At 68.4% G+C, this 19465-nt stretch carries 17 protein-coding genes; 5 read left to right on the forward strand and 12 right to left on the reverse strand.

Going from position 1 to position 19465, the window contains the following annotated elements:
• Window positions 1-26 precede the first annotated feature (26 nt).
• Window positions 27-683: a YdcF family protein gene (locus AC5WS7_RS35860; RefSeq protein ID WP_495959081.1), complete on the forward strand. Its 657-nt coding sequence runs from the start codon at window positions 27-29 to the stop codon at window positions 681-683.
• 9 nt (window positions 684-692) lie between these two features.
• On the opposite strand, the gene AC5WS7_RS35865 is transcribed toward AC5WS7_RS35860, so the two are convergent.
• The 4 genes from AC5WS7_RS35865 to AC5WS7_RS35880 all read right to left on the reverse strand — a co-directional run bounded on the left by AC5WS7_RS35865 (window position 693) and on the right by AC5WS7_RS35880 (window position 3834).
• On the reverse strand, window positions 693-1145 hold the full coding sequence (locus AC5WS7_RS35865; protein WP_495959082.1) for a MaoC family dehydratase: 453 nt from the start codon (window positions 1143-1145) through the stop codon (window positions 693-695).
• A gap of 41 nt (window positions 1146-1186) precedes the next feature.
• On the reverse strand, window positions 1187-1789 hold the full coding sequence (locus AC5WS7_RS35870; RefSeq protein WP_495959083.1) for a TetR/AcrR family transcriptional regulator: 603 nt from the start codon (window positions 1787-1789) through the stop codon (window positions 1187-1189).
• Window positions 1790-1798: 9 nt separating this feature from the next.
• A complete protein-coding gene (locus AC5WS7_RS35875; RefSeq protein ID WP_495959084.1) occupies window positions 1799-2980 on the reverse strand; it encodes an MFS transporter in 1182 nt (393 codons plus the stop codon).
• A 326-nt stretch (window positions 2981-3306) separates the two neighbouring features.
• Window positions 3307-3834 carry a hypothetical protein gene (locus tag AC5WS7_RS35880; RefSeq protein WP_495959085.1) on the reverse strand — a complete coding sequence of 176 codons (528 nt, stop codon included), beginning with the start codon at window positions 3832-3834 and terminating at the stop codon, window positions 3307-3309.
• Window positions 3835-3849: 15 nt separating this feature from the next.
• Between AC5WS7_RS35880 and AC5WS7_RS35885 the strand changes: the two genes are divergently transcribed.
• The gene (locus AC5WS7_RS35885) at window positions 3850-4938 is read left to right on the forward strand and encodes an alpha/beta hydrolase family protein (protein ID WP_495959086.1); all 1089 of its coding nucleotides are present in this window, start codon (window positions 3850-3852) and stop codon (window positions 4936-4938) included.
• A 335-nt stretch (window positions 4939-5273) separates the two neighbouring features.
• Here the strand turns inward: AC5WS7_RS35885 and AC5WS7_RS35890 are convergent, their stop codons facing one another.
• The 6 genes from AC5WS7_RS35890 to cysD all read right to left on the reverse strand — a co-directional run bounded on the left by AC5WS7_RS35890 (window position 5274) and on the right by cysD (window position 12457).
• On the reverse strand, window positions 5274-6197 hold the full coding sequence (locus tag AC5WS7_RS35890; RefSeq protein ID WP_495959087.1) for a hypothetical protein: 924 nt from the start codon (window positions 6195-6197) through the stop codon (window positions 5274-5276).
• 148 nt (window positions 6198-6345) lie between these two features.
• Window positions 6346-7479 carry a sulfotransferase family protein gene (locus AC5WS7_RS35895; RefSeq protein WP_495959088.1) on the reverse strand — a complete coding sequence of 378 codons (1134 nt, stop codon included), beginning with the start codon at window positions 7477-7479 and terminating at the stop codon, window positions 6346-6348.
• Between the two features lie 16 nt (window positions 7480-7495).
• Window positions 7496-8272 carry an SDR family oxidoreductase gene (locus tag AC5WS7_RS35900; protein ID WP_495959213.1) on the reverse strand — a complete coding sequence of 259 codons (777 nt, stop codon included), beginning with the start codon at window positions 8270-8272 and terminating at the stop codon, window positions 7496-7498.
• A gap of 71 nt (window positions 8273-8343) precedes the next feature.
• On the reverse strand, window positions 8344-9555 hold the full coding sequence (locus AC5WS7_RS35905; protein ID WP_495959089.1) for a hypothetical protein: 1212 nt from the start codon (window positions 9553-9555) through the stop codon (window positions 8344-8346).
• Window positions 9556-9603: 48 nt separating this feature from the next.
• The gene (gene cysC, locus AC5WS7_RS35910) at window positions 9604-11436 is read right to left on the reverse strand and encodes an adenylyl-sulfate kinase (RefSeq protein ID WP_495959090.1); all 1833 of its coding nucleotides are present in this window, start codon (window positions 11434-11436) and stop codon (window positions 9604-9606) included.
• 115 nt (window positions 11437-11551) lie between these two features.
• Complete coding sequence (gene cysD / locus AC5WS7_RS35915) at window positions 11552-12457, reverse strand: sulfate adenylyltransferase subunit CysD (protein ID WP_495959214.1); 906 nt, start codon at window positions 12455-12457, stop codon at window positions 11552-11554.
• A 220-nt stretch (window positions 12458-12677) separates the two neighbouring features.
• On the opposite strand from cysD, the gene AC5WS7_RS35920 reads away from it, so the two are divergent.
• Window positions 12678-13523 (forward strand): helix-turn-helix domain-containing protein, encoded by an 846-nt coding sequence (locus AC5WS7_RS35920; protein ID WP_495959091.1) that lies wholly within the window; start codon window positions 12678-12680, stop codon window positions 13521-13523.
• Window positions 13524-13962: 439 nt separating this feature from the next.
• Entirely contained in the window at window positions 13963-15342 is a 1380-nt protein-coding gene (locus tag AC5WS7_RS35925; protein WP_495959092.1) for an FAD-binding oxidoreductase, read from the forward strand.
• Between the two features lie 180 nt (window positions 15343-15522).
• On the opposite strand, the gene AC5WS7_RS35930 is transcribed toward AC5WS7_RS35925, so the two are convergent.
• Both AC5WS7_RS35930 and ctaC read right to left on the reverse strand, forming a co-directional pair.
• Window positions 15523-15939 (reverse strand): cytochrome c oxidase subunit 4, encoded by a 417-nt coding sequence (locus AC5WS7_RS35930; RefSeq protein ID WP_495959093.1) that lies wholly within the window; start codon window positions 15937-15939, stop codon window positions 15523-15525.
• Between the two features lie 13 nt (window positions 15940-15952).
• Entirely contained in the window at window positions 15953-16978 is a 1026-nt protein-coding gene (gene ctaC, locus AC5WS7_RS35935) for an aa3-type cytochrome oxidase subunit II (RefSeq protein WP_495959094.1), read from the reverse strand.
• 538 nt (window positions 16979-17516) lie between these two features.
• Here ctaC and asnB point away from each other — a divergent pair.
• Window positions 17517-19442 (forward strand): asparagine synthase (glutamine-hydrolyzing), encoded by a 1926-nt coding sequence (gene asnB, locus AC5WS7_RS35940; RefSeq protein WP_495959095.1) that lies wholly within the window; start codon window positions 17517-17519, stop codon window positions 19440-19442.
• The last annotated feature ends 23 nt before the right edge of the window (window positions 19443-19465 follow it).

A 19465-nucleotide genomic window follows, 5' to 3' on the forward strand; every position in this document is an offset into this window, starting at 1 on the left:
CAGTGGCAGTCCTCCCGGGAGGTCCGATGTTCATCCGGTTCCGTCCGAGCCCGTATTCCCGCCGACGCACCGTCGCGACCACGCGAGTACTGCTCGCCGCCGCCGCGACGACCACGATTTTCGGAGCCGCCGGCCCCGCGACCGCCGACCCCGTCCCGCCGAATCCGCTCGCGGACATCCCCGCCGAGGTGCTCGCGGCACTACCCACCATGGCGGTTCCACTGCCCGGAATGTCGCTGACGGCCGGGTACGGCGCCGATACCGCGATCGTGATTCTGGGTTACGGCCTGCAGCCGGACGGCCGGATGCGGCCCGAGTTGATCCAGCGGCTCGAGGCCGGCTACGTGCAGGCGGTGCTCGCGCCGGCGGCCCCGGTGATCGTGACCGGCGGTAATCCGCACCACGGCGTCACCGAGGCGCAGGCGATGGCCGAATGGCTGGTCGCGCACGGTATTCCGCGCACGCGCATCCACACCGAGACACGGGCCGAGACGACCGTGCAGAACGCGAGGTACTCCCGTCATCTGATGGAAACCATCGGCGCGCGCAGGGCGGTCGTGGTCACGTCCTCGAACCACGTCGGCCGCGCCGTCATCGATTTCGTCACCGCGGGCGTCCCGGTGATCGGCACCCTCACCCCGGAACGGGCTCCGCTGCGGGTGATTCCGTTCGGGACGCGGTAGCGCCCGGCATCAGGACAGGTAGCGGACGATGCTCTCGGCGATGCAGGCCGGTTTCTCCGCGCCCTCGAGTTCGATGGTGACGGTGCGTTCGGCCTGGACGCCGCCGGGAATCTCCCGGACCGCGGCCAGGCTGACGCGGGCGCGGATGCGACCGCCTACCGGAACCGGGGTGATGAAGCGGACCTTGTTGAGCCCGTAGTTGATTCCCATCCGCACCCCGCCGACGCCGGTCGCCTGATTCACCAGCGGCACCGACAGCGACAGGGTCAGGAATCCGTGCGCGATGGGCCCGCCGAAGGGGCCCTGCGCCGCCTTCTCCGGATCGACGTGGATCCACTGGTGATCGCCGGTGGCATCGGCGAAGGTGTCCACACGCTGCTGATCGATCGTCATCCAGTCGCTGACACCGATCTCGGTGCCCACGGCGGCGGTGAACTCGGCCAGATTCGCGAACTCGGTCATAGGTAGCGCTCCTTCGGTTCTCGGCTCCTCACGTTAGCCAATCACGGCGTCCCCGGGGAGCGGGCGAGCGCCGCGTCCAGCAGGGTTTCGGCCGCCGCCCGGGCGTCGGCTCCCGCGGCGCCGTCACCGTCGATCTGGGTGACGACGGTGGCGCCCTCGATGAGCAGGAGCAACTGCCGGGCCACCGGCGGCGGGTCGGCGACGCCGGCCTCGGACAGCAACTGCTGCAACAGCTTTCGATATCGCATGAGGTGGCCGCGAGTGATGTCCCGGGCACTCTCGCCGCCGCGGCTGTCGGCCGCGTAGTTGACCACCGCACAGCCGCGGAAACCCTGTTCGGCGAACCAGCGCGTCAGCAGGTCGAACAGCGCGACCACCCGGGCGCGGCCCGCGGGCACCTCGGCCAGGCCGGCGGCCAGCCAGGCGTGGATGCGGTCACTGCGTTCGCGCACCACCGCCGCGGCCAGGCCCTCCTTGGACTCGAAGTAGCGGTAGATGGTCAGGGGTGAGGCGTTGGCCGCCGACGCGACCTCGCGCATGCCCACCGCGGCGAGACTGCGCTCGTAGAACAGCCGTGCGGCAACATCGAGCACCCGGGCTCGGGTGGCATCGGGATCGATCGTCTCTCCGGCCCTGACCGGCATCGGATCACCTCATTTCCGTATCTCCGGCACGAGTGCGGCGGGGGCCCGGACCGGTCTGCGCAGCACGGTACCCGCGAGCGCCGCGGCCCCGATCCCCAGGACCGCCGCCAGCACGAAGGCGGCGCGATATCCGACCCCGACCGCGAGCAGCCCGCCCACCGGCCCCGCCACCATGATGCCGAGATCCCAGCACGAGGTCACCGCGCCGACCGCCGCGCCCGGACGCAGCGGCCCGGTGCGCCGCAACGTGATCGCCACCGTCGCCGGATACATCAGCGCGAGCCCGGCTCCCGCCAGGACCGCCCCGGCCAGCACCGCCGGTTCGGTTCGCAGCAGTCCGGCCGACAGCAGACCCGCGGATTCCACGGCGAGCGAACACGTCGCGATGCCGACTCCGCCGATCCGATCGACCAGCGGACTTCCGACGAATCGCGTGACCAGGAAGGCGACGGCGAACAGCGACAACACCGCCGCCGCACCGCCGCCGTGGAAGCTGCGCAGATACAGCACGGCAAGTGCGGACACGGTGCCGTACCCGTATGCCGCGAGGCCGAAAACCATGCCAGGCAATCGAATTCCGGCGGGCGCCAGATCCGCGAGACGCCACCGCACACCGGTTCCGGACGAAGCCGGCCCCTGCCGCGGCGCGGCCGCCGTGAGCCCCGCCGAAGCCGCACCGAGAACGACCACGACCCACCACACTCCGCGGTATCCGGCGGCCGAATCCACCGCGGCGGCCAGCGCGGGCCCCACGGACAACCCGCCCCACATCGATAGTCCGAACCATCCCGCCACTCGCCCCCGCCGATCCGGATCGGTCCCAGCGAGCACCCAGGGCAGCGCACCGGAAAACAGCGCGGCCTCACCCGCACCCATCACCAGCCGCGATATCAACAACACCGCCGCGTCGGGCGCGATCAGATGCCCGACACCACCGATCGCGGTGAGCACACCGCCGAGCAACACCACCGGCCGGGCCCGCCCGTTGTCGGCGGCGGCCCCGGCGAACGGCCGGCCCACGGCGGTGGCCAGGAACGCGATTCCCACCGCACTGGCGCTCAGCACCGCCCCGCCGTCGAACCGCCGCGTCACGAACGCGGGCATCTCCTGCACGGTCGCGCCCAGTGCCAGATATCCGGCCAGCACCGCGAGCCAGAGCCGAATCAGGGGAACCATCGTCCGCGCAACCATATTCAGAAGATAACTATCGTTACCATCTCGGGTCAACCGCGAATAGACTGCGCGCCCGGCGAATACCGTCCAACGCCGGACGTCTCGCGCCGGGCCGACCCACGCGCACATGCGTAACACCCGCCGAGCCGTCCACGTGCCGCGAGGCTCGACGGCGGCCCGGCAGGCCGCGAATTCCGATCGCCGCCAAGGCACTTGCGCTCCGCCGCCGGGGTCGCGGCCGACGCACCGGCCGCAGTAGTGATCACAGTCGCGAACGCGGTCGAGCGGCACACCCGGCGACGGCACCAGCCGATAGCGGCAGGAAAGTTGTGCCGCAGCATGTTTCACTCGGTTCGGTCCGGCGAATCCTCGATCGGGAACAGAATCGGGCTGAGCAGGTACTGGGCCCTCCCGGGAGCGGGCTCGTTGTCCAGCCGCGGCACGATCACCCGGCGTAAATCCAAGATCAACTGCTCGAGTTCCGCGGGGTCGAGCCAGAGCGCATGCTGGCGGTAGCCGACCAGATCGGTTGCCGGATCGACGGTTTCCCGGTCCAGGTATGCGTCGAATTCGGCGAGCAGCACGGCCATCGCTGTGACGAACACCCGCCGGTGGTCCTCGACGGTGGCGGTGGCCGCGTCCGCGGCGTTGGCGACGATGGCGCATACGGGGCCCGAGGCTGTAGCGGCGACGGTGGTGGAATTGCTTCGCGCGGAACGATTCGGTGAGCTGGAGGCGCTGTTCGCACCCCCGCTCGCGGCCGTCGTATCGGCCGAGACCGTCCGGGCGGGCTGGGCGGAGAAGGTCGCCGAACTCGGCGCGATCGATGAGTTCGGCGCGGTGACCACCGAACCGCGCGACGCCGGACTCACCCTGGTGATCGTCCGATGCGGTGCGAACGCGGGAGCCTGCACATCCGTCTCGCCGTCGACTCCGACGGCCGATTGCACGGCTTGCGGCTCGCCCCGCCGATCGAAACCGGTTGGACGCCACCGCGATACGTCTCGACGCGCCGCTTCACCGAGCACCCGGTCACGCTCGGGGCGCAGCCGCGTGCCGTACCCGGCACACTCACGCTGCCGAAGGGACGGCGCGGCCGGCCCGGCATCGTACTCGTCGCGTCCGGCCCGAGCGATCGGGACGTCACCACCGGACCGAACAAACCATTCAAGGATCTCGCCTGGGGTCTGGCCACTCGCGGAATCGCGGTGGTGCGCTTCGACAAGCTCACGCTGGTACACGGTGAACTCGGCGGGGAACTCGGCTTCACCATGGTGGAGGAGTATCTGCCGCATATCAGCGCGGCGGTCGAGGCGCTGCGGCGGAATCCGCGGGTGGATCCGGACCGGATATTCCTGGTTGGGCACAGTGGTGGCGGTAAGGCCGCGGTCCGGGCCGCCGCGGCCGATCCCTCGATCGCCGGAGTGGCGATGCTGGCCTGCGACACCGTGCCGCTCCCCCGTGCCGCGCTCCGCGTATTCGAGTATCTGGCCGGTCTCGACACCGCGCCGGACACGACGAAAACCTCCGACGCCACGGCCGCGCTGGTCGCCCGGACCGAGGACCCGAACCTCGCACCCGACACACCCGCCGCCGAGCTGCTGTTCGGCTGGCCCGCGTCGTACTGGCTGGACCTGCGCGCCTTCGACCAGGTGGCGACGGCCGCGCAACTGCACCGCCCGGTCCTGGTTCTGCAGGGCGGCCGGGACTACCAGGTCACCGTCGCCGACGACCTGCCCGCCTGGCGTACCGGACTGGCCGCGAATCCGGCCGCGAGCATTCACGTTTTCGACGCGGACGACCACATGTTCTTCCCCGGCGCCGGGCCGTCCACTCCGGCGGACTATCACACACCGCACCACATTGATCCGGCGGTAGTGACCGCCATCACCGAATGGGCCCGCCCCGAACACGACTGCGGCCCGATCGGCCGTCTGCTGAACCGCCTCAGCCGGGGGTCATCCCACTCGAGCTGAGCGTTGATTCGAGCTGCGCGGAACCGTTGCCGCGCAGTCGAGCCCGACACCGCCGTAGTCAGACGACGGGGATCGCCCCTGGTCGCGGGAGGCCGTGGGCGAGGCGCCATCGACACCGGCGGCCGCGAGGGCACCGCTTCCCCTGCGCGAGAAGCGTATTCGCCGATCTGCCGCGCGGACCCGTTGTCGCGCAGCCGGTCCAGATCCGGCCGAAATCTGCTGACCGGAATCACCCGGTGCGCGCAGGGCCGCCCACGAGACGCCATCAACGACGGCAGTCGTCGGAGCGCTGCCGACCCGTGCGCGAGATCGGTTGCGGGACCGGCAACTCGGCGTCAGCGCGGAAACTGGACCAGGACGCGCATACCGGCGGGCTCGAGGAGTACGACGGTCGGGATGAGGTCCGAACCGCAGTCGTGCGGCTCCCGGACCAGATCGGCGAGAACGCCGGCGGCATCGGAATCGGCTCGGGCGAAGTACAGATGGTCCTCGCACGGGAAGGCGGCGACGAAACGGTCGCCGCCGATCAGCCCGGCCACCCGATCGGTGAAGCCGGGGATGGCCAACGCGGCGGCGGGCAGGTGGCGCGAATCGACGCCCTGGAAGTGCACGACGCGTTCGCGGGCGGACTCCCCGCGCAGGACCGTGCGCAGCCCCTCGCCCAGGTTCGCGTTGGCCTCCGCGAGCACGTCATCGAATGTGAAACCCGCCTCCTGCACCTGCTTTTCCAGCACCCAGTGCATGCCGAGCGAACCCTGCGGCGTCGGCGCGACACCCGCGACCACGACGTACAGCTGTCCGGGAATCAGCTCGCGCGATGCCACCTGACGCGGCGTCTCGGCCGCGGTGCGCAGCATGGGGATCATCAGCGGCTCGTCCGAACCGGCCTCGCGATCGGTCCGATTCGCGCGCTGCGACTCCTCCTGCTCGAGCTGCCGTTCGACCTCCTGCCGCGCCTGCTCCGCGGCGGCCAGGGCCTGATCCCAGCCGTCCGGACCGGGCCGGTCGAACGCCGCGGACACCTCCCGCAGATTCGGGAAGTTCTTGCGCAGGAACGTCTCGTCGGCCTCGGTGGGCGCCCAGTCCGAGGCGATGCCCGTGACCGACTCCGCGGTCATCCCGTGCTGGCGGATCACCGTCCGCCACGCCTGCCGATACCCGTCCTCGACCAGCACCGGCACGGTCGTATCGGCCATCTGCCCGGAATCTCCGTACCGGAAGATGACGATATTGACCTCGTCGCGCACAGCCTCACTCACCACAATGTCCTCCGGCCCGAATCTGCCCACAACAAAGGCGATTTCGGAACATAGGCGAGATCCGACGGACACGCCAAAACGATCTTCGCCGGTGGGCGGGTCGCGGCGGCGCGAACCGCTCGGGTCCGCGCCGCGCCGACCCCTCGCATCAGCCCGGGAAGTGCGCCCTGACCTGGTCCTCGGTCAGGCCGTAGTCGGCCAGCTCGTACCGGTGCGCGGGTTTGCGGTCCCCGCTGCGGCTCTCCTCGTCCAGGGCGGACATGGCCGCCCTGGCGGCGTCGGTGAACTCGATCCCGAACTGCCGGTAGACGGATTCGATGGTGCCGAGCGGATCCGCGCGCAGATCGGCGAAATCGACGTCGGCGAACTGCGCCGGATCGTGCCGCTTGCGCGCGGCGGTGAACTCGCGCAGCCCCCGCGACCACAGTTCCAGCTGCGATTCGCCGATCCGGCTGCCGGTGAACGTGGTCGACCAGCCCTTCGTGGCGTTCTCGGACAGGCTGCAGGTGGAGGCCATCACCGTCACCGGGTCGCGATGGGTCTGGATGATCAGCGCGTCCGGATACACCGCCAGCAGCGCGTCGAGAGCGAACAGGTGGCTGGGGTTCTTCAGGATCCAGCGCCGCGAGTCACCGAGCCCGATCAGTTGAAGGTTCTTGCGATGCCGGACATAGGCGTTGGTCCAGTCCTGGCTTTGCAGCCACCGCGAATACGTCGGCAGCCAGGCGAGGCTCTCATAGGCGATGGATTTCGCGGTCTGCCGCAACAGCTGCCAGCACTCCTCCACCTCGGCCGCCGACATGTAGTGCAGGCCCATGAATTCGGGGTTCTCCACATGGTGCTGCGCGAACCCGGCATCGATCTGCTGGAAAATCGGGTTCTGCGACCAGGTTTCGCGCGGCGGGCGCGGTTGCGGGTACTCGGTCAGCCACATCTCCAGCGCCTGGTGCTGCGGATCGGCCGCGAGCAACCGGTGCAGCGCGGTCGTGCCGGTGCGGGTCAGTCCGGTGACGAATATCGGCCGGGTGACCGGAGTTTCGGCGTACTCGGGATGGGCCTTCCAGGACGCCTCGCTCAACGCGCGGGCCACCAGCGCCCCGCGCAGAAAATAGCGATTCATCTTGCTGCCGAGTTCGGTCAGCCCGGCGTCGCGCTGATACGACTCCAGCAGCACGCCCAGCGCCTCGGTGTAGTCGTCGGGCCCGAAATCGGTGAGCCCGCAGGCTTTCGTCGCCGAGGCGTGCAGATCCTCGATCGTGCCGACGTCGGTACGGGGGGTCATATGTTCTTCGATTCCTTCAGTAGTGGTATTCGCCGCAGTTGACGTCGAGGGTCTGGCCGGTGATGGCGCTGGACCAGTCGGAGGCGAAGAACACCACCGCGCGGGCGATTTCGTCGGGTTCGGGCAGCCGCTTCAGATCCGAACGGCTCGCGGTCTGCTCGTACACCTGCTCGGCGGTGATGCCGTACTTCTTCGCGACCTCGCCGAAGTACCATTTCAGCTGATCGCTCCAGATATATCCGGGTGCGACGGTGTTGATTCGAATCTTCTTGGCGCCCAGCTCGGTCGCCAAGGTCTGGGACATCGCCAGCAAAGCCGCCTTGGCGACTTTGTAACTGCCGTAACGGGGTTCGGAGTGGCGCAGCACCATCGAATTGATCATCACCACCGAGCCCTCGGTTTTGGCCAGCTCGTCGGTGAACGCCTTGGTCACCCGCAATCCGCCCAGCACGGTGAGTTCCACGCTGTCCCGGATCTGCTGGAAGTCGGTGCGCTCCAGCGGTTTCATCGAAGGCACCGAGAACGCGTTGTTGACCAGCGCGTCCACCCGGCCGAAGGTCTCGACCGTGCGGGTGAGGAGGTTCGCGACCGCTGCGTCGTCGGTGATATCGGTGGGCACACTCAACGTCGCACCACCGGCCGCCGCCACCTCCGCGGCCACCTCGGCCAGCCGTGATTCGGTTCGCGCGGCGAGGACGACCTTGGCGCCCTGCGCCGCTGCTTGCAGGCAGATCGATCGCCCCAGTCCCGGCCCGACACCGCTGACCACGACGACCTTGCCGGCGAGCAGCATGCCGTGTCCACCGGGCAGGACCGGTGCGCCCGCCTCGTGACGTTCCGCCGAAGCCTCCGGCGTCGCCCCGGTCATGCCGGCATCCTGTCCGCGAAGGCCCGCTGCCGCTCGGCGATCCTTGCCCGCCAGCCACTCTCGTCGATCTTGTTCGTCTCGTAGTGCGGTAGGTGCGCGGCCACCTCGTCCAGTGCCAGCACCTCGATGGTGGGTCCGTCGGCGGGAGTCATCGCCCGGTCGACACGCTGCCAGCGGAACTGGAGGATGCCGCGCCGCCGTCCGGTGGTCTCGATCCAGTTGGCGATGCCCGGATTGCGCGCCGAGACGACCATGCGGATCATGCCGTCCGGATCCACCTGTGCCTGAGCGCTGTTCAGGCTGGTCTGGTGGTTGACGTAATCCAGCGAGATGTACCAGCGGCTGCCGAGCTGGAAACCCTGGTAGGGCGCATCGGATTTCGGCACCGTGATCAGCAACGCCTGGTCCTCGGCCAGCTCGAAATGCCCGACCGAGGAGTACTGCGTGCTGAGTCCGCCCGGGGTGAGCCGGGGCTCGGTCAGCGTATTGACCGGCAGGTCCAGGTAGAACCACTTGGGAAAGTTGAACCAGGTGTGGATACGCTGCACCAGTGCGCGCGCCGCGGCGCGATAGCGCTTGCGCAGCCGATCCAGATCCGCTGCGGCGGGTGCGGTTCCGATGGTATCCACGCGCTCGATGCGAATCGTTCCCTTGCGCTCGTTCGCCCAGTCGCCGTACACCTCACGCACGGCCAGCATCGAACCGCCCGCACCGAGGACGAAGTAATTCGGCCCCGGATCCGCCTTGGGCGGCCCGAATCGCAGCTGATAATTACCGTCCGCGTCGATCTGCAGGCGGCGGTCGTCGAACGCGTCGTCGCCGTTGGGGACATCGCTGGCGGTGTAATCGCCCTTCAGCACCTGGAAACTCAGGTCGACCGTGCTGCCGCGGGTTCCGGTGATCAGGTATTCCGCGCCGGGTTCGATATTCGCGTGATAGTAGAGGGTGTCCGGATTGTCCAGGCCCATCTTGGTGTACGGGCCGGTCGAGATGACGAACTGCGGATGGCTCGTGCCGTGTACCCCGGACAGCTGCAATACCGCCGCGATGCTCCCGGCGAGATATTCGTAGCCCTCGGCGAGATCTTCCGCGCTGTCGATGAAATCGGCTGCGGCGACCAATTTTTCGGCCTCGGCGATCGCGGCCCGGAACGGCTCGGTGATCGACGGTTCGGGCGGCGTGCTGGCCTCTGCGGGTGGGTTGTCCATTCGATTCCTGATTCGTCGCGAGTTGTCGTGGGGAATTGCGGTGTGCCGCTAGGGTCGCAGCGCTTCGAGAATGCGGGTGGCGACCTCGGCCGGTGTGCCGTCCTCGGGTGTGATGACGACATCGGCATGTTCGGGACGTTCGTACGGCGAGTCGATCCCGGTGAAATCGCGGATCTCCCCGGCCCGCGCCCGCGCATACAGTCCCTTGGGATCGCGGCGCTCGCACACCTCGAGCGGCGTGTCGACGAATATCTCGCCGAACGGCAGCCCGCGGTCCGCGTGCACCTGCCGCGCCAGCTCACGCTGCTCGGCGAACGGGCTGATCAGCGAAACGACCACCACCACACCGGCGTCGGCGAACAGGGCGGCGACCTCGGCGACCCGCCGGATGTTCTCCCGCCGATCCGCATCGGAGAAACCCAGGTCCGCGTTCAGGCCGTGCCGCAGATTGTCACCGTCGAGCAGATAGGCCGGGCGGCCCGAATCCACCAGGCGCCGTTCCAGTTCCACCGCGATCGTGGACTTCCCGGAACCCGACAGTCCGGTCAGCCACAGCGTCGCCCCGGCGCTGGCGCGCTCCGCGCGCTCGACCGCCGAACTGTGCCAGACGATCTCGTTGCGCCGCCCGGTCTCGCGGGCGAGGATCATGCCCGCGGCGACCGTCCGGTTGGTCACCTCGTCGATCAGGATGAAACTGCCGGTGCGGCAATTGTCGCGGTAAGGATCGAACATCAGCGGCGTCCGGCTCCGCAGCCGAACGCGGCCGATATCGTTGAGCGACAAGCTGTCCGCGTCCTCGACGCGATGCAGGGTGTTCACGTCCAAGCGGTAGTCCAGCTCGCTCACCCGCACCCGCGCAACCTGGGCCGCGGTGCGGACGGTGTAGTCGGTACCCGGCCGCAACACCGCCTCGTCGTCGAACCAGCACACCGTCGCATCGATTTCCCGATCGATATGGGGCCGGTTGCCCGGACGCGCGAGCATATCCCCGCGGCCGATGTCGAGTTCGTCCTCCAGCGCCAGTGAGACGGCCATTCCGGTGAACGCCTCGTCCACCTTGGTCCCGCCCGGACCCCAGATCCGCGCGACCCGGCTGGTCCGCCCGGACGGCAGCACCACGACCTCGTCGCCCGGTTTGAAGATGCCGCCCGCGACCGTCCCGGCGTAGCTGCGCGGTTCATCCGCAGAGGGCCGCAGCACGTACTGCACCGGCAGCCGGGCGTCGATCAGGTTGCGGTCCGAAGCGATGTGCACATCCTCGAGGTGGGCCAGCAGGGTCGGGCCCCGGTGCCACGGCATCCGGGTGGACGCCTCGACCACGTTGTCGCCCAGCAGCGCCGACACCGGGACGAAACTCAGATCGCCGACGGTCAGCTTCGCGGCGAAATCGGCGAATTCCGAACGGATCTCGTCGAATCGCTCCGGCGAGAAATCCACCAGGTCCATCTTGTTGACGCAGACCACCAGATGCGGAACGCCCAGCAGTGCGGCCAGGAAGGCGTGCCTGCGGGTCTGCTCGACCACGCCCTTGCGCGCGTCGATCAGGATCAGCGCCAGATCCGCGGTGGACGCGCCGGTCACCATGTTCCGGGTGTACTGAACGTGGCCCGGGGTGTCGGCGATGATGAACTTCCTTCGCGGCGTGGCGAAGTAGCGGTAGGCGACATCGATCGTGATGCCCTGCTCGCGTTCCGCGCGCAGCCCGTCGGTCACCAGCGCCAGATCCGCCGCCCCGTCGCCGCGTTGCGCGCTGACCCGCTCGATCGCGGCGATTTGATCGCTGAACAGACTCTTGGAGTCGTAGAGCAGACGACCGATCAACGTGGACTTGCCGTCGTCGACGCTGCCCGCGGTCGCCAGCCGTAACAGATTGCGGCTCATCAGAAGTAGCCCTCTCGCTTGCGATCCTCCATGCCGGACTCGCAGATCCGGTCGTCCGCTGCCCGAGGGTCGGAACCGTGCACCGCGTTCGGTCCACCGACACGCCTGGCAGTCATCAGAAGTAGCCTTCCCGCTTGCGATCCTCCATGCCGGACTCGGAGATCCGGTCGTCCGCGCGCGTCGCGCCGCGTTCGGTCAGCCGGGTGACGGCGGTTTCGGCGATCACCGCGGCCGGATCGGCGGCCTCGCTCCGCACGCATCCGGTGCAGGTCGCATCGCCGACGGTGCGGAAGCGCACGGTCTCCTCGAAAATCGGCTCGTCCGCGCGGGGAGCCAGGAAACGGTTGTCGGCCAGCAGCATTCCGTCGCGCCGGAAGACCCGCCGCCGATGCGCGTAGTACAGCGACGGCAGATCCACCGCCTCCCGGTCGATGTACTCCCAGATATCCAGTTCGGTCCAGTTCGACAGCGGGAACACTCGGATGTGTTCGCCCGCACGGTGTCTGCCGTTGTAGAGGTTCCAGATCTCCGGGCGCTGCGCCCGCGGCTCCCAGGCACCGAATTCGTCGCGGAAGCTGAACACCCGCTCCTTGGCCCGCGCCTTCTCCTCGTCGCGGCGCGCACCGCCGAAGACCGCGTCGAAGCGGTGTTCGCCGATCGCGCGCAGCAGGGTCGTGGTCTGCAGCCGGTTGCGCGTCTCGCCCGGACGCTCACGCACCCGGCCCGCATCGATATCGTCCTGCACCCGCGCCACCAGCAGCCGGGCTCCGGCCCGCTCCGCGGCACGGTCACGGAACTCGATCACCTCGTCGAAGTTGTGACCGGTGTCGATGTGCAGCAGTGTGAACGGCAGCGGCGCGGGCCAGAACGCCTTGCGCGCGAGTTCCAGCATCACGGCCGAATCCTTACCGCCCGAGAACAGCAGCACCGGCCGTTCGAAGGTCGCCGCGACCTCGCGGAAGATATGCACCGATTCGGCCTCCAGGGCCGCCAGATGCGACAGCTCGTATCCCGTTCGCATCACACTTCTCACCCACTCACCGCGACGGATCGTCCGCACCCGCGCCCGGCCACGGCCCGTCCGCCGTAAACCCGATCGGAGTTGCGATGTCGAATACTCGACGCTATCGTTCGATATTGTGACACCGACGATAGGCCCGGAACGCCGCGCCGGTCAAGAACCTGTTTCAGAAAACGGTTCGGCCGCATCCGCATCGCCCCCCACGCACCGCGTCGTCCAGGTGATCGGACTGCTGTCGCGGCACGCCGGCGACCATCTCTCGCTGGCGCGGATCGTCCGGGAGACCGGACTGTCCCGCGCCACCGCGCACGCGGTGCTCACCCAGCTCACCGCCGACCACTGGACCGTGCGCGACGCCGACGGGAATTACGGCCTCGGCCTGGGCCTGCTCACGGTCGCCCGGCGTGCCGAGGCGGCCTTCCCGCTGCGCCGCCTGGCCCTGGCCCCGATCCGCGAGTTCACCGCCCGTCAGGGCATTCCGGCCTTCCTCGCCGAACGTGAGGACGGTGCGATCGTCATCACGGAGGTCGCGGGCACCCCGACGCTGCCGTGGATCCGGCCGGGCCGACGCCTGCCGCTCGCACCGCCCGTGGTCCGCGAATTCCTGGCCTGGGCCCCCGAGGCCGAGCGCGAGACCTGGCTCGGCCACGCCGATCCGGCGCATCGCGACCGTCTGCTCGCCGTCCTGGCGGCGGTCCGCACCCGCGGATATTCGGTCGAGCGCCTGGCCGACGACTCGGCGCCCATGCTCGAAGCGCTTGCCGCGCTGCGCAACTCGCCCGTCACCGATCCGCTGCGCAACCGGCTCGGCGCGATGATCGCCGAGCTGATCACCATCGATTACCTGCCCGACGAACTGGGCCCGGCCAACGCCGTCGTCACCGTCGCGGCTCCGGTCTTTCTCGGGTCCACCGTGATCGCCGCCGTGGTCGCCTGCCCGGACTCTCTGCTGTCGGCCGAGGAACTCACCGCACTCGGCGCCGCCACGCGCGAGGTGGGCGACGCGCTGACCATGGCACTACGACGGGACACCACCGCACCGCTACCCACCGGCCGATCCATCTGACGAACCCGATCGACAACGCTGGTAGCCCCGCCTCACCCAACGCACCGCCGACAGCACCTACCGCACACGCCGCCCGGAGCACGCGGCCCACATCCGGCGACACCCACCGACCGGTCGACGCACCCGCCGCACCAGCGATACCGGCCGCCCACTCGACTTCCTCCCACCCCTTCCGGCACCGTCGCCCTCACCGGCGATCGGCCGAGCCGAGTGGCTCCTCGGCCCAGCCGACGACGCGCCCATGCCATGCCCGGGCCTCTGGACCGATACGGCCCGCCCGACTCGGCCAGGCAGTACACCAACTGCCCCACGAGTATCCGGAGTACCAATTCGCCCAGGTGCGAACGGCCGCGACCGGCATCGGGTTCGAGACGTCCCGCAAGAGCGGACCGGACCGCCACGGCCGACGTCTAATCTCCTGTGGCGCACAGGAATCGCCATGACCAACCCGCCGCGAGATATGTTCATCGGCGAGTCGCCGATCCGCCACACCTTCGGGGCAGACGGGAGGGGTGCAACTGTGGTTAGCTGTGAGGCCATGAGCACGTCGCTGGCCGCCTTCCCGGAGGAATATCTACCCCGCGATACCGCGGATGTCGTTCGCACCGTACGAGATTCACGACCGCAACCGCTGACGGTCCGAGGCGGCGAGCGCAACAGCGAGAGCGACGACGAACCAGGCCCGCCCGACCGCCGCGTCGTCCTGTCCCTGCGCCGGATGAACCGGGTCCAGGCGGTGGATGCCGAGGCCCGTCAGGTGCGAGTGCAGGCGGGCGCGCGGCTGTCCGATATCGACCGCACCCTCGCCGCACACGGTCTGGGTCTGCCCATCGTCGGCGACCACCGGGAGATCACCGCGGGCGGATTCGCCGCGGTGGGCGGCCTGTCCACCGCCTCGCACCGGTACGGGATGTTCAGCGATAACGTCCTCGGGATCGAATACGTCGATCCGGAAGGCAGGTTCGGCACCTGCGGGCGCAATCACCACGCCGAACGCTTCCACCGCATCCTGGGCGGCGCGGGCCGCACCGGCATCATCACCGCGCTCACCCTCCAGGCCATCGAGGTGGACAAGGACCACACCTGGCTGACCTCGGACGCGCACCGCTTCCTGGATTTCGACGGTTTCGTCGAGCACACCCTCGACGCGATCGAACGGCCCGGCGATGCGATGTTGCAGGTCGGCCGCTGGGTCGACACCGCGCCGCTGCGGGTCTCACGACCGGTCGGCACCGGCAACATCCAACTCGGCACGGTGCGCTTCGGCCAGTGGTCCAGCCTGCACCCCACCACCGCGACGCCGTCCCTGCGTGCTCGCCGCGAACTCGGCTCCCGGGCGCGCAAATCGCTCGGCGCGATCGCCTCGGCCGCGGGCGGGCGCGCGGGCATGCCGGTCCGCAACGCCGCCGCCGGTGCGCTGATGTTCTCCCCGAAGGTGCTCACCCTGCGCGACGCGGAATATCTCGCCGACACCGTGATCAGCACCTCCGAGCGCGGACCGGCCTATCGCGCAGCGGTTTTCGCGCCGCTGTCGACCTACACCGCGGTCTTCCACCGGCTGCACGACCTGTTCTGCGAATACCGCGAACGCAACGAGTGCTTCACGGTGATCTCCGCCCTGACCTACGGCGTGCGCTCCCCCTATCTGCACGAACTCGCCGATGAGGACCACGGCTTCATCAGCTTCACCTGCCGCCTTCGCCCCGCCAGCGCCTTCACCGGACGCTCGGGCACCGCCGACGCTTTGCGCGAGATCAACACCGCGATCGACGACATCTGCCGTTCCGAGCGGGCCCGCCGCTACCACGGGGCCGAATAAGCACAACGTATGAAGCAGCGCCCCGGTTCGGACAACCGGGGCGCTGCTTCACGCGTTGCTGTATGCCGGTACCCCTCGCTCGAGTACACCGTTCCGACGCCACCCGCAAGGTTCGCGGCCCGTCTCGCCGAACGGCGAGACGGGCCGCGAACAGCCGGAGCGGAGGCCGAAGATACAGCCTCAGTGCTTCTCGGGACCGATGTGGTACTCGAACACCAGACCGGCGGCCGCGGTCAGGATGCAGACCACGCCGATGGCGATCAGCCACAGCTGGAAGAACGCGAACCCGATCGCGGTGACCGCGGCCGCGCCGGCCAGGCTGATGGGCCAGAAGCTGCCGGGCGAGAAGAAGCCCAGATCGCCCGCGCCGTCCACGATCTCGGCCTCCTCGTAGTCCTCCGGACGCAGGTCCAGACGACGGGCGACGAAGCGGAAGTACGTGCCGACGATGAGGGTCAGGCCCGCGGTCAGCACGATCGCGGTGGTGCCCGCCCATTCCACACCGGTGCCGGACTGTCCGGTGAAGAAGGCGTAGATGACGGCCACGATGACGAAGAACACCGTGAGCAGCTCGAAGATGCGTGCTTCGACCTTCATATCAGTTCAGTCCTCAGTTGCTCTGGGCCTCGGTCGCCGAACGCACGGTGCGGTCGGTGTTGAACGGGTGCGTGGACACCGCCACCGGCGACTCGCCGATGTCGGCCAGCGCCTCGGCATTGGTCTTCCCGGCCTTGCGGTCGGTCATGTACTTGTCGAACTTCTCCGGCGTGACCGCCCGGACCTCGAAGTTCATCATCGAGTGGTACGTACCGCACATCTCCGCGCACCGGCCGACGAACGCGCCCTCCTTCTCGATCTTGGAGATCTGGAAGACGTTGTCGGAGTGGTTCTCCTTCGGATCCGGCATCACGTCGCGCTTGAACAGGAACTCCGGCACCCAGAACGAGTGGATGACGTCGGCCGAGGCGAGCTGGAACTCGATGACCCGGTTGGTCGGCAGCACCAGGACCGGCACCTCGGTGCTGGAACCGACGGTCTCGACCTTGTCGTAGTGCAGGTAGCTGATGTCGTTACCGGGCAGGCCGTGGTCCGGGCCGGGCTGCGCGTGGCCGTTGGCCTTGCGGTCCTTGTACTCGTCGATGATCTGCTGGTCCATCCCCTGACGGGTCTGGTCGACACCGTCGTAGACCTGGCCGTTCTCGTCGACCTTCTGGTAGCCGAACTTCCAGTTCCACTGGAACGCGGTCACGTCCACGACCACGTTCGGATTGGAGACCTTCTCGTGCACGTAGTTCTGCACGACCACGGTGAAGTAGAACAGCACCGCGATGATCACGAACGGAATCGCGGTGTAGGTCAGCTCCAGCGGCACGTTGTAGCCGGTCTGGCGCGGGAATTCCGGGGAGTTCGGCTTCTTGCGGTGGAAGGTGACGGTCCAGAACGTCAGACCCCACACCAGCACACCCATCGCCAGCGCGGCGATGACCGACCAGGTCCACAGCTCCCGCATCTTGGTCGCCTGCGGGGTGATACCCGAGGGCCATCCGAACCGAAGCACGGGATTGTCGATCGAGCAGCCGGAAACGGCGATGACAGTGATCCCCAAGGACACCGCCAGCCCGGCCCGCCGAAGCATGCGGCCTCGTCCGCCGGAGGTAGCGCCCCCGTCGGGCCGCGCCCCTATCGCTTCGCTCGCCTTGTGCGCCACGCTCAACGCCTTCCTGGTCGTCTATCCGACTCGGCGCCGCCCGGGCGGGCCGGACGGCATATTTTCAGCACGTTCGAGGAACTCACCGGCAGAGGCGCGCAAACGCACGCTCCACCTCGGGAGTTCCCGAGTACTACGCAGCGTAGACCAAACCGGCTACCGCGTTGTGCGCGGGTCGGATTCGACACCCCGGAGATCGAGCCGGCTCACCACACCATGGAAGCGGTCCGGCGCGATCTCGCCACTGCAACTCGCAGATGCCGGTCCACGTCGGCATGATTCCGAGCGCAGCGCCGCGGTACGGCGCACCTGGAGAACTGCGGTTCGGCGAACTGTAGGACTACGATTCACTGAACCGTACGGCTACGGTGCATCGAACACGGAAACTGCGGTATGTCATGCCCGGGGACCGACTTCGATCTCCTACCCGCCCCACCCCGATCCCGGAAACGAGGTTCCCGACGCCGTGTGTGGCCTGCTCGGATTTCTGACCGCCGATGTGGCGACCGACGAAGTCGTGCACCAGGTGTACGAGGCGCTGCAATGCGGACGTCACCGTGGGCCCGATGAGCGCGGCACCTGGCACGACGAGCACATCATCCTGGGCTTCAACCGCCTGTCGATCATCGATATCGAGCATTCGCACCAGCCGCTGCGCTGGGGGCCGCCGGAGAATCCGGAGCGGTACGCGCTGGCGTTCAACGGGGAGATCTACAACTACCTCGAACTGCGCGAGCAGCTGAGCGCCGAAGACGGTGCGCGGTTCCGCACCGAGGGCGACGGTGAATCCATCGTCGCGGCGTACCACCATTGGGGCACCGAGGCGTTCTCCCGGTTGCGCGGCATGTTCGCCTTCGCGATCTGGGATACCGAGACCCGGCAGCTGGTCATCGCGCGCGATCGGTTCGGCATCAAACCGCTGTTCGTCGCGACCGGTCCGGGCGGCACCGCCTACGCGAGTGAGAAGAAGAGCCTGCTGGAGCTGCTCGAGCCGCTGGGCCTGTCCCGGTCGGTCGATGTGCGGGCGGTCGAGCACTACACCGTCCTGCAGTACGTGCCCGAACCCGAGACGCTGCACGCCGACGTGCGCCGTCTGGAATCCGGCTGCTACGCGACGCTGACGCCGGGCGAGGCGCCGAAGGTCACCCGGTACTTCGAGCCGAAGTTCCGGGTGCGGCCGTTCGCGCCGGGCGGTGCCGAGACCCGCTATCGCGAAATCGCCGACGTGCTGCGGGATTCGGTGGCCAAACATATGCGCGCGGACGTCACGGTCGGGGCGTTCCTGTCCGGCGGTATCGACTCCACCGCCACCGCGGCGCTGGCGATCCAGCACAATCCGAACCTGCTCACCTTCACCTCGGCCTTCGAACGCGAGGGCTACTCCGAGGCCGATGTAGCCGCCGAGACCGCGGATGCGATCGGCGCGAAGCACTTCATCCGGGTGGTCAGCCCGGAGGACTTCGCCGGGGCGATCCCCGAAATCGTCTGGTACCTGGACGATCCCGTCGCGGATCCGGCCCTGGTGCCGCTGTACTTCGTGGCCAAGGAGGCCCGCAAGCACGTCAAGGTGGTGCTCTCCGGCGAGGGTGCGGACGAGTTGTTCGGCGGCTACACGATCTATCGAGAGCCGTTGTCGCTGAAGCCTTTCGAGTATCTGCCGCGTGGTGCGCGGCGGCTGCTGGGCAAGCTGTCCGACCGGATTCCCGAGGGCACCCGGGGTAAGAGCCTGCTGCACCGCGGGTCGCTCACCCTCGAGGAGCGCTACTACGGCAACGCCCGCAGTTTCAGCGATGCCCAGTTGCGTTCGGTGCTGCGCGATTTCCGGCCCGAATGGACCCATCAGGATGTGACCGCGCCGATCTACGCCCGCTCGCGCGGCTGGGATCCGGTGGCGCGCATGCAGCATCTGGACCTGTTCACGTGGTTGCGCGGGGACATCCTGGTCAAGGCCGACAAGATGACCATGGCCAACTCGCTCGAGCTGCGGGTGCCGTTCCTGGATCCCGAGGTGTTCGCGATCGCCGAACAGCTGCCGTACGAGCAGAAGATCACCTCCGAGACCACCAAGTACGCGCTGCGCCGGGCGCTCGAGGAGATCGTGCCGCCGCATGTGCTGCACCGCCCGAAGCTGGGCTTCCCGGTGCCGCTGCGGCACTGGCTGCGCGGTCCGGAGCTGTACGACTGGGCCGCACAGCAGATCGCCGAATCGCAGACCGATCATCTGCTGGACAAGGCGGCGATCAAGGCGATGCTGGAGGCGCACCGCACAGACGGCGTCGACCACAGCCGCCGCGTGTGGACGCTACTGATCTTCATGATCTGGCACGGCATCTTCGTCGAGGACCGCATCAAACCAGCCATCGAACAGCCCACCTACCCGGTGCGGTTGTAGTCGACACATAGATTGGTCATACT

This window comes from Nocardia sp. PLKS1-43 (genome assembly GCF_059510335.1).

Coding starts and splice junctions, on each gene's coding strand:
- AC5WS7_RS35860 (WP_495959081.1), top strand. CDS start 27: ATGTTCATCCGGTTCCGTCCGAGCCCGTATTCCCGCCGACGCACCGTC.
- AC5WS7_RS35865 (WP_495959082.1), bottom strand. CDS start 1,145: ATGACCGAGTTCGCGAATCTGGCCGAGTTCACCGCCGCCGTGGGCACC.
- AC5WS7_RS35870 (WP_495959083.1), bottom strand. CDS start 1,789: ATGCCGGTCAGGGCCGGAGAGACGATCGATCCCGATGCCACCCGAGCC.
- AC5WS7_RS35875 (WP_495959084.1), bottom strand. CDS start 2,980: ATGGTTGCGCGGACGATGGTTCCCCTGATTCGGCTCTGGCTCGCGGTG.
- AC5WS7_RS35885 (WP_495959086.1), top strand. CDS start 3,850: ATGCGGTGCGAACGCGGGAGCCTGCACATCCGTCTCGCCGTCGACTCC.
- AC5WS7_RS35895 (WP_495959088.1), bottom strand. CDS start 7,479: ATGACCCCCCGTACCGACGTCGGCACGATCGAGGATCTGCACGCCTCG.
- AC5WS7_RS35900 (WP_495959213.1), bottom strand. CDS start 8,272: ATGCTGCTCGCCGGCAAGGTCGTCGTGGTCAGCGGTGTCGGGCCGGGA.
- AC5WS7_RS35905 (WP_495959089.1), bottom strand. CDS start 9,555: ATGGACAACCCACCCGCAGAGGCCAGCACGCCGCCCGAACCGTCGATC.
- cysC (WP_495959090.1), bottom strand. CDS start 11,436: ATGAGCCGCAATCTGTTACGGCTGGCGACCGCGGGCAGCGTCGACGAC.
- cysD (WP_495959214.1), bottom strand. CDS start 12,457: ATGCGAACGGGATACGAGCTGTCGCATCTGGCGGCCCTGGAGGCCGAA.
- AC5WS7_RS35925 (WP_495959092.1), top strand. CDS start 13,963: ATGACCAACCCGCCGCGAGATATGTTCATCGGCGAGTCGCCGATCCGC.
- AC5WS7_RS35930 (WP_495959093.1), bottom strand. CDS start 15,939: ATGAAGGTCGAAGCACGCATCTTCGAGCTGCTCACGGTGTTCTTCGTC.
- ctaC (WP_495959094.1), bottom strand. CDS start 16,978: ATGCTTCGGCGGGCCGGGCTGGCGGTGTCCTTGGGGATCACTGTCATC.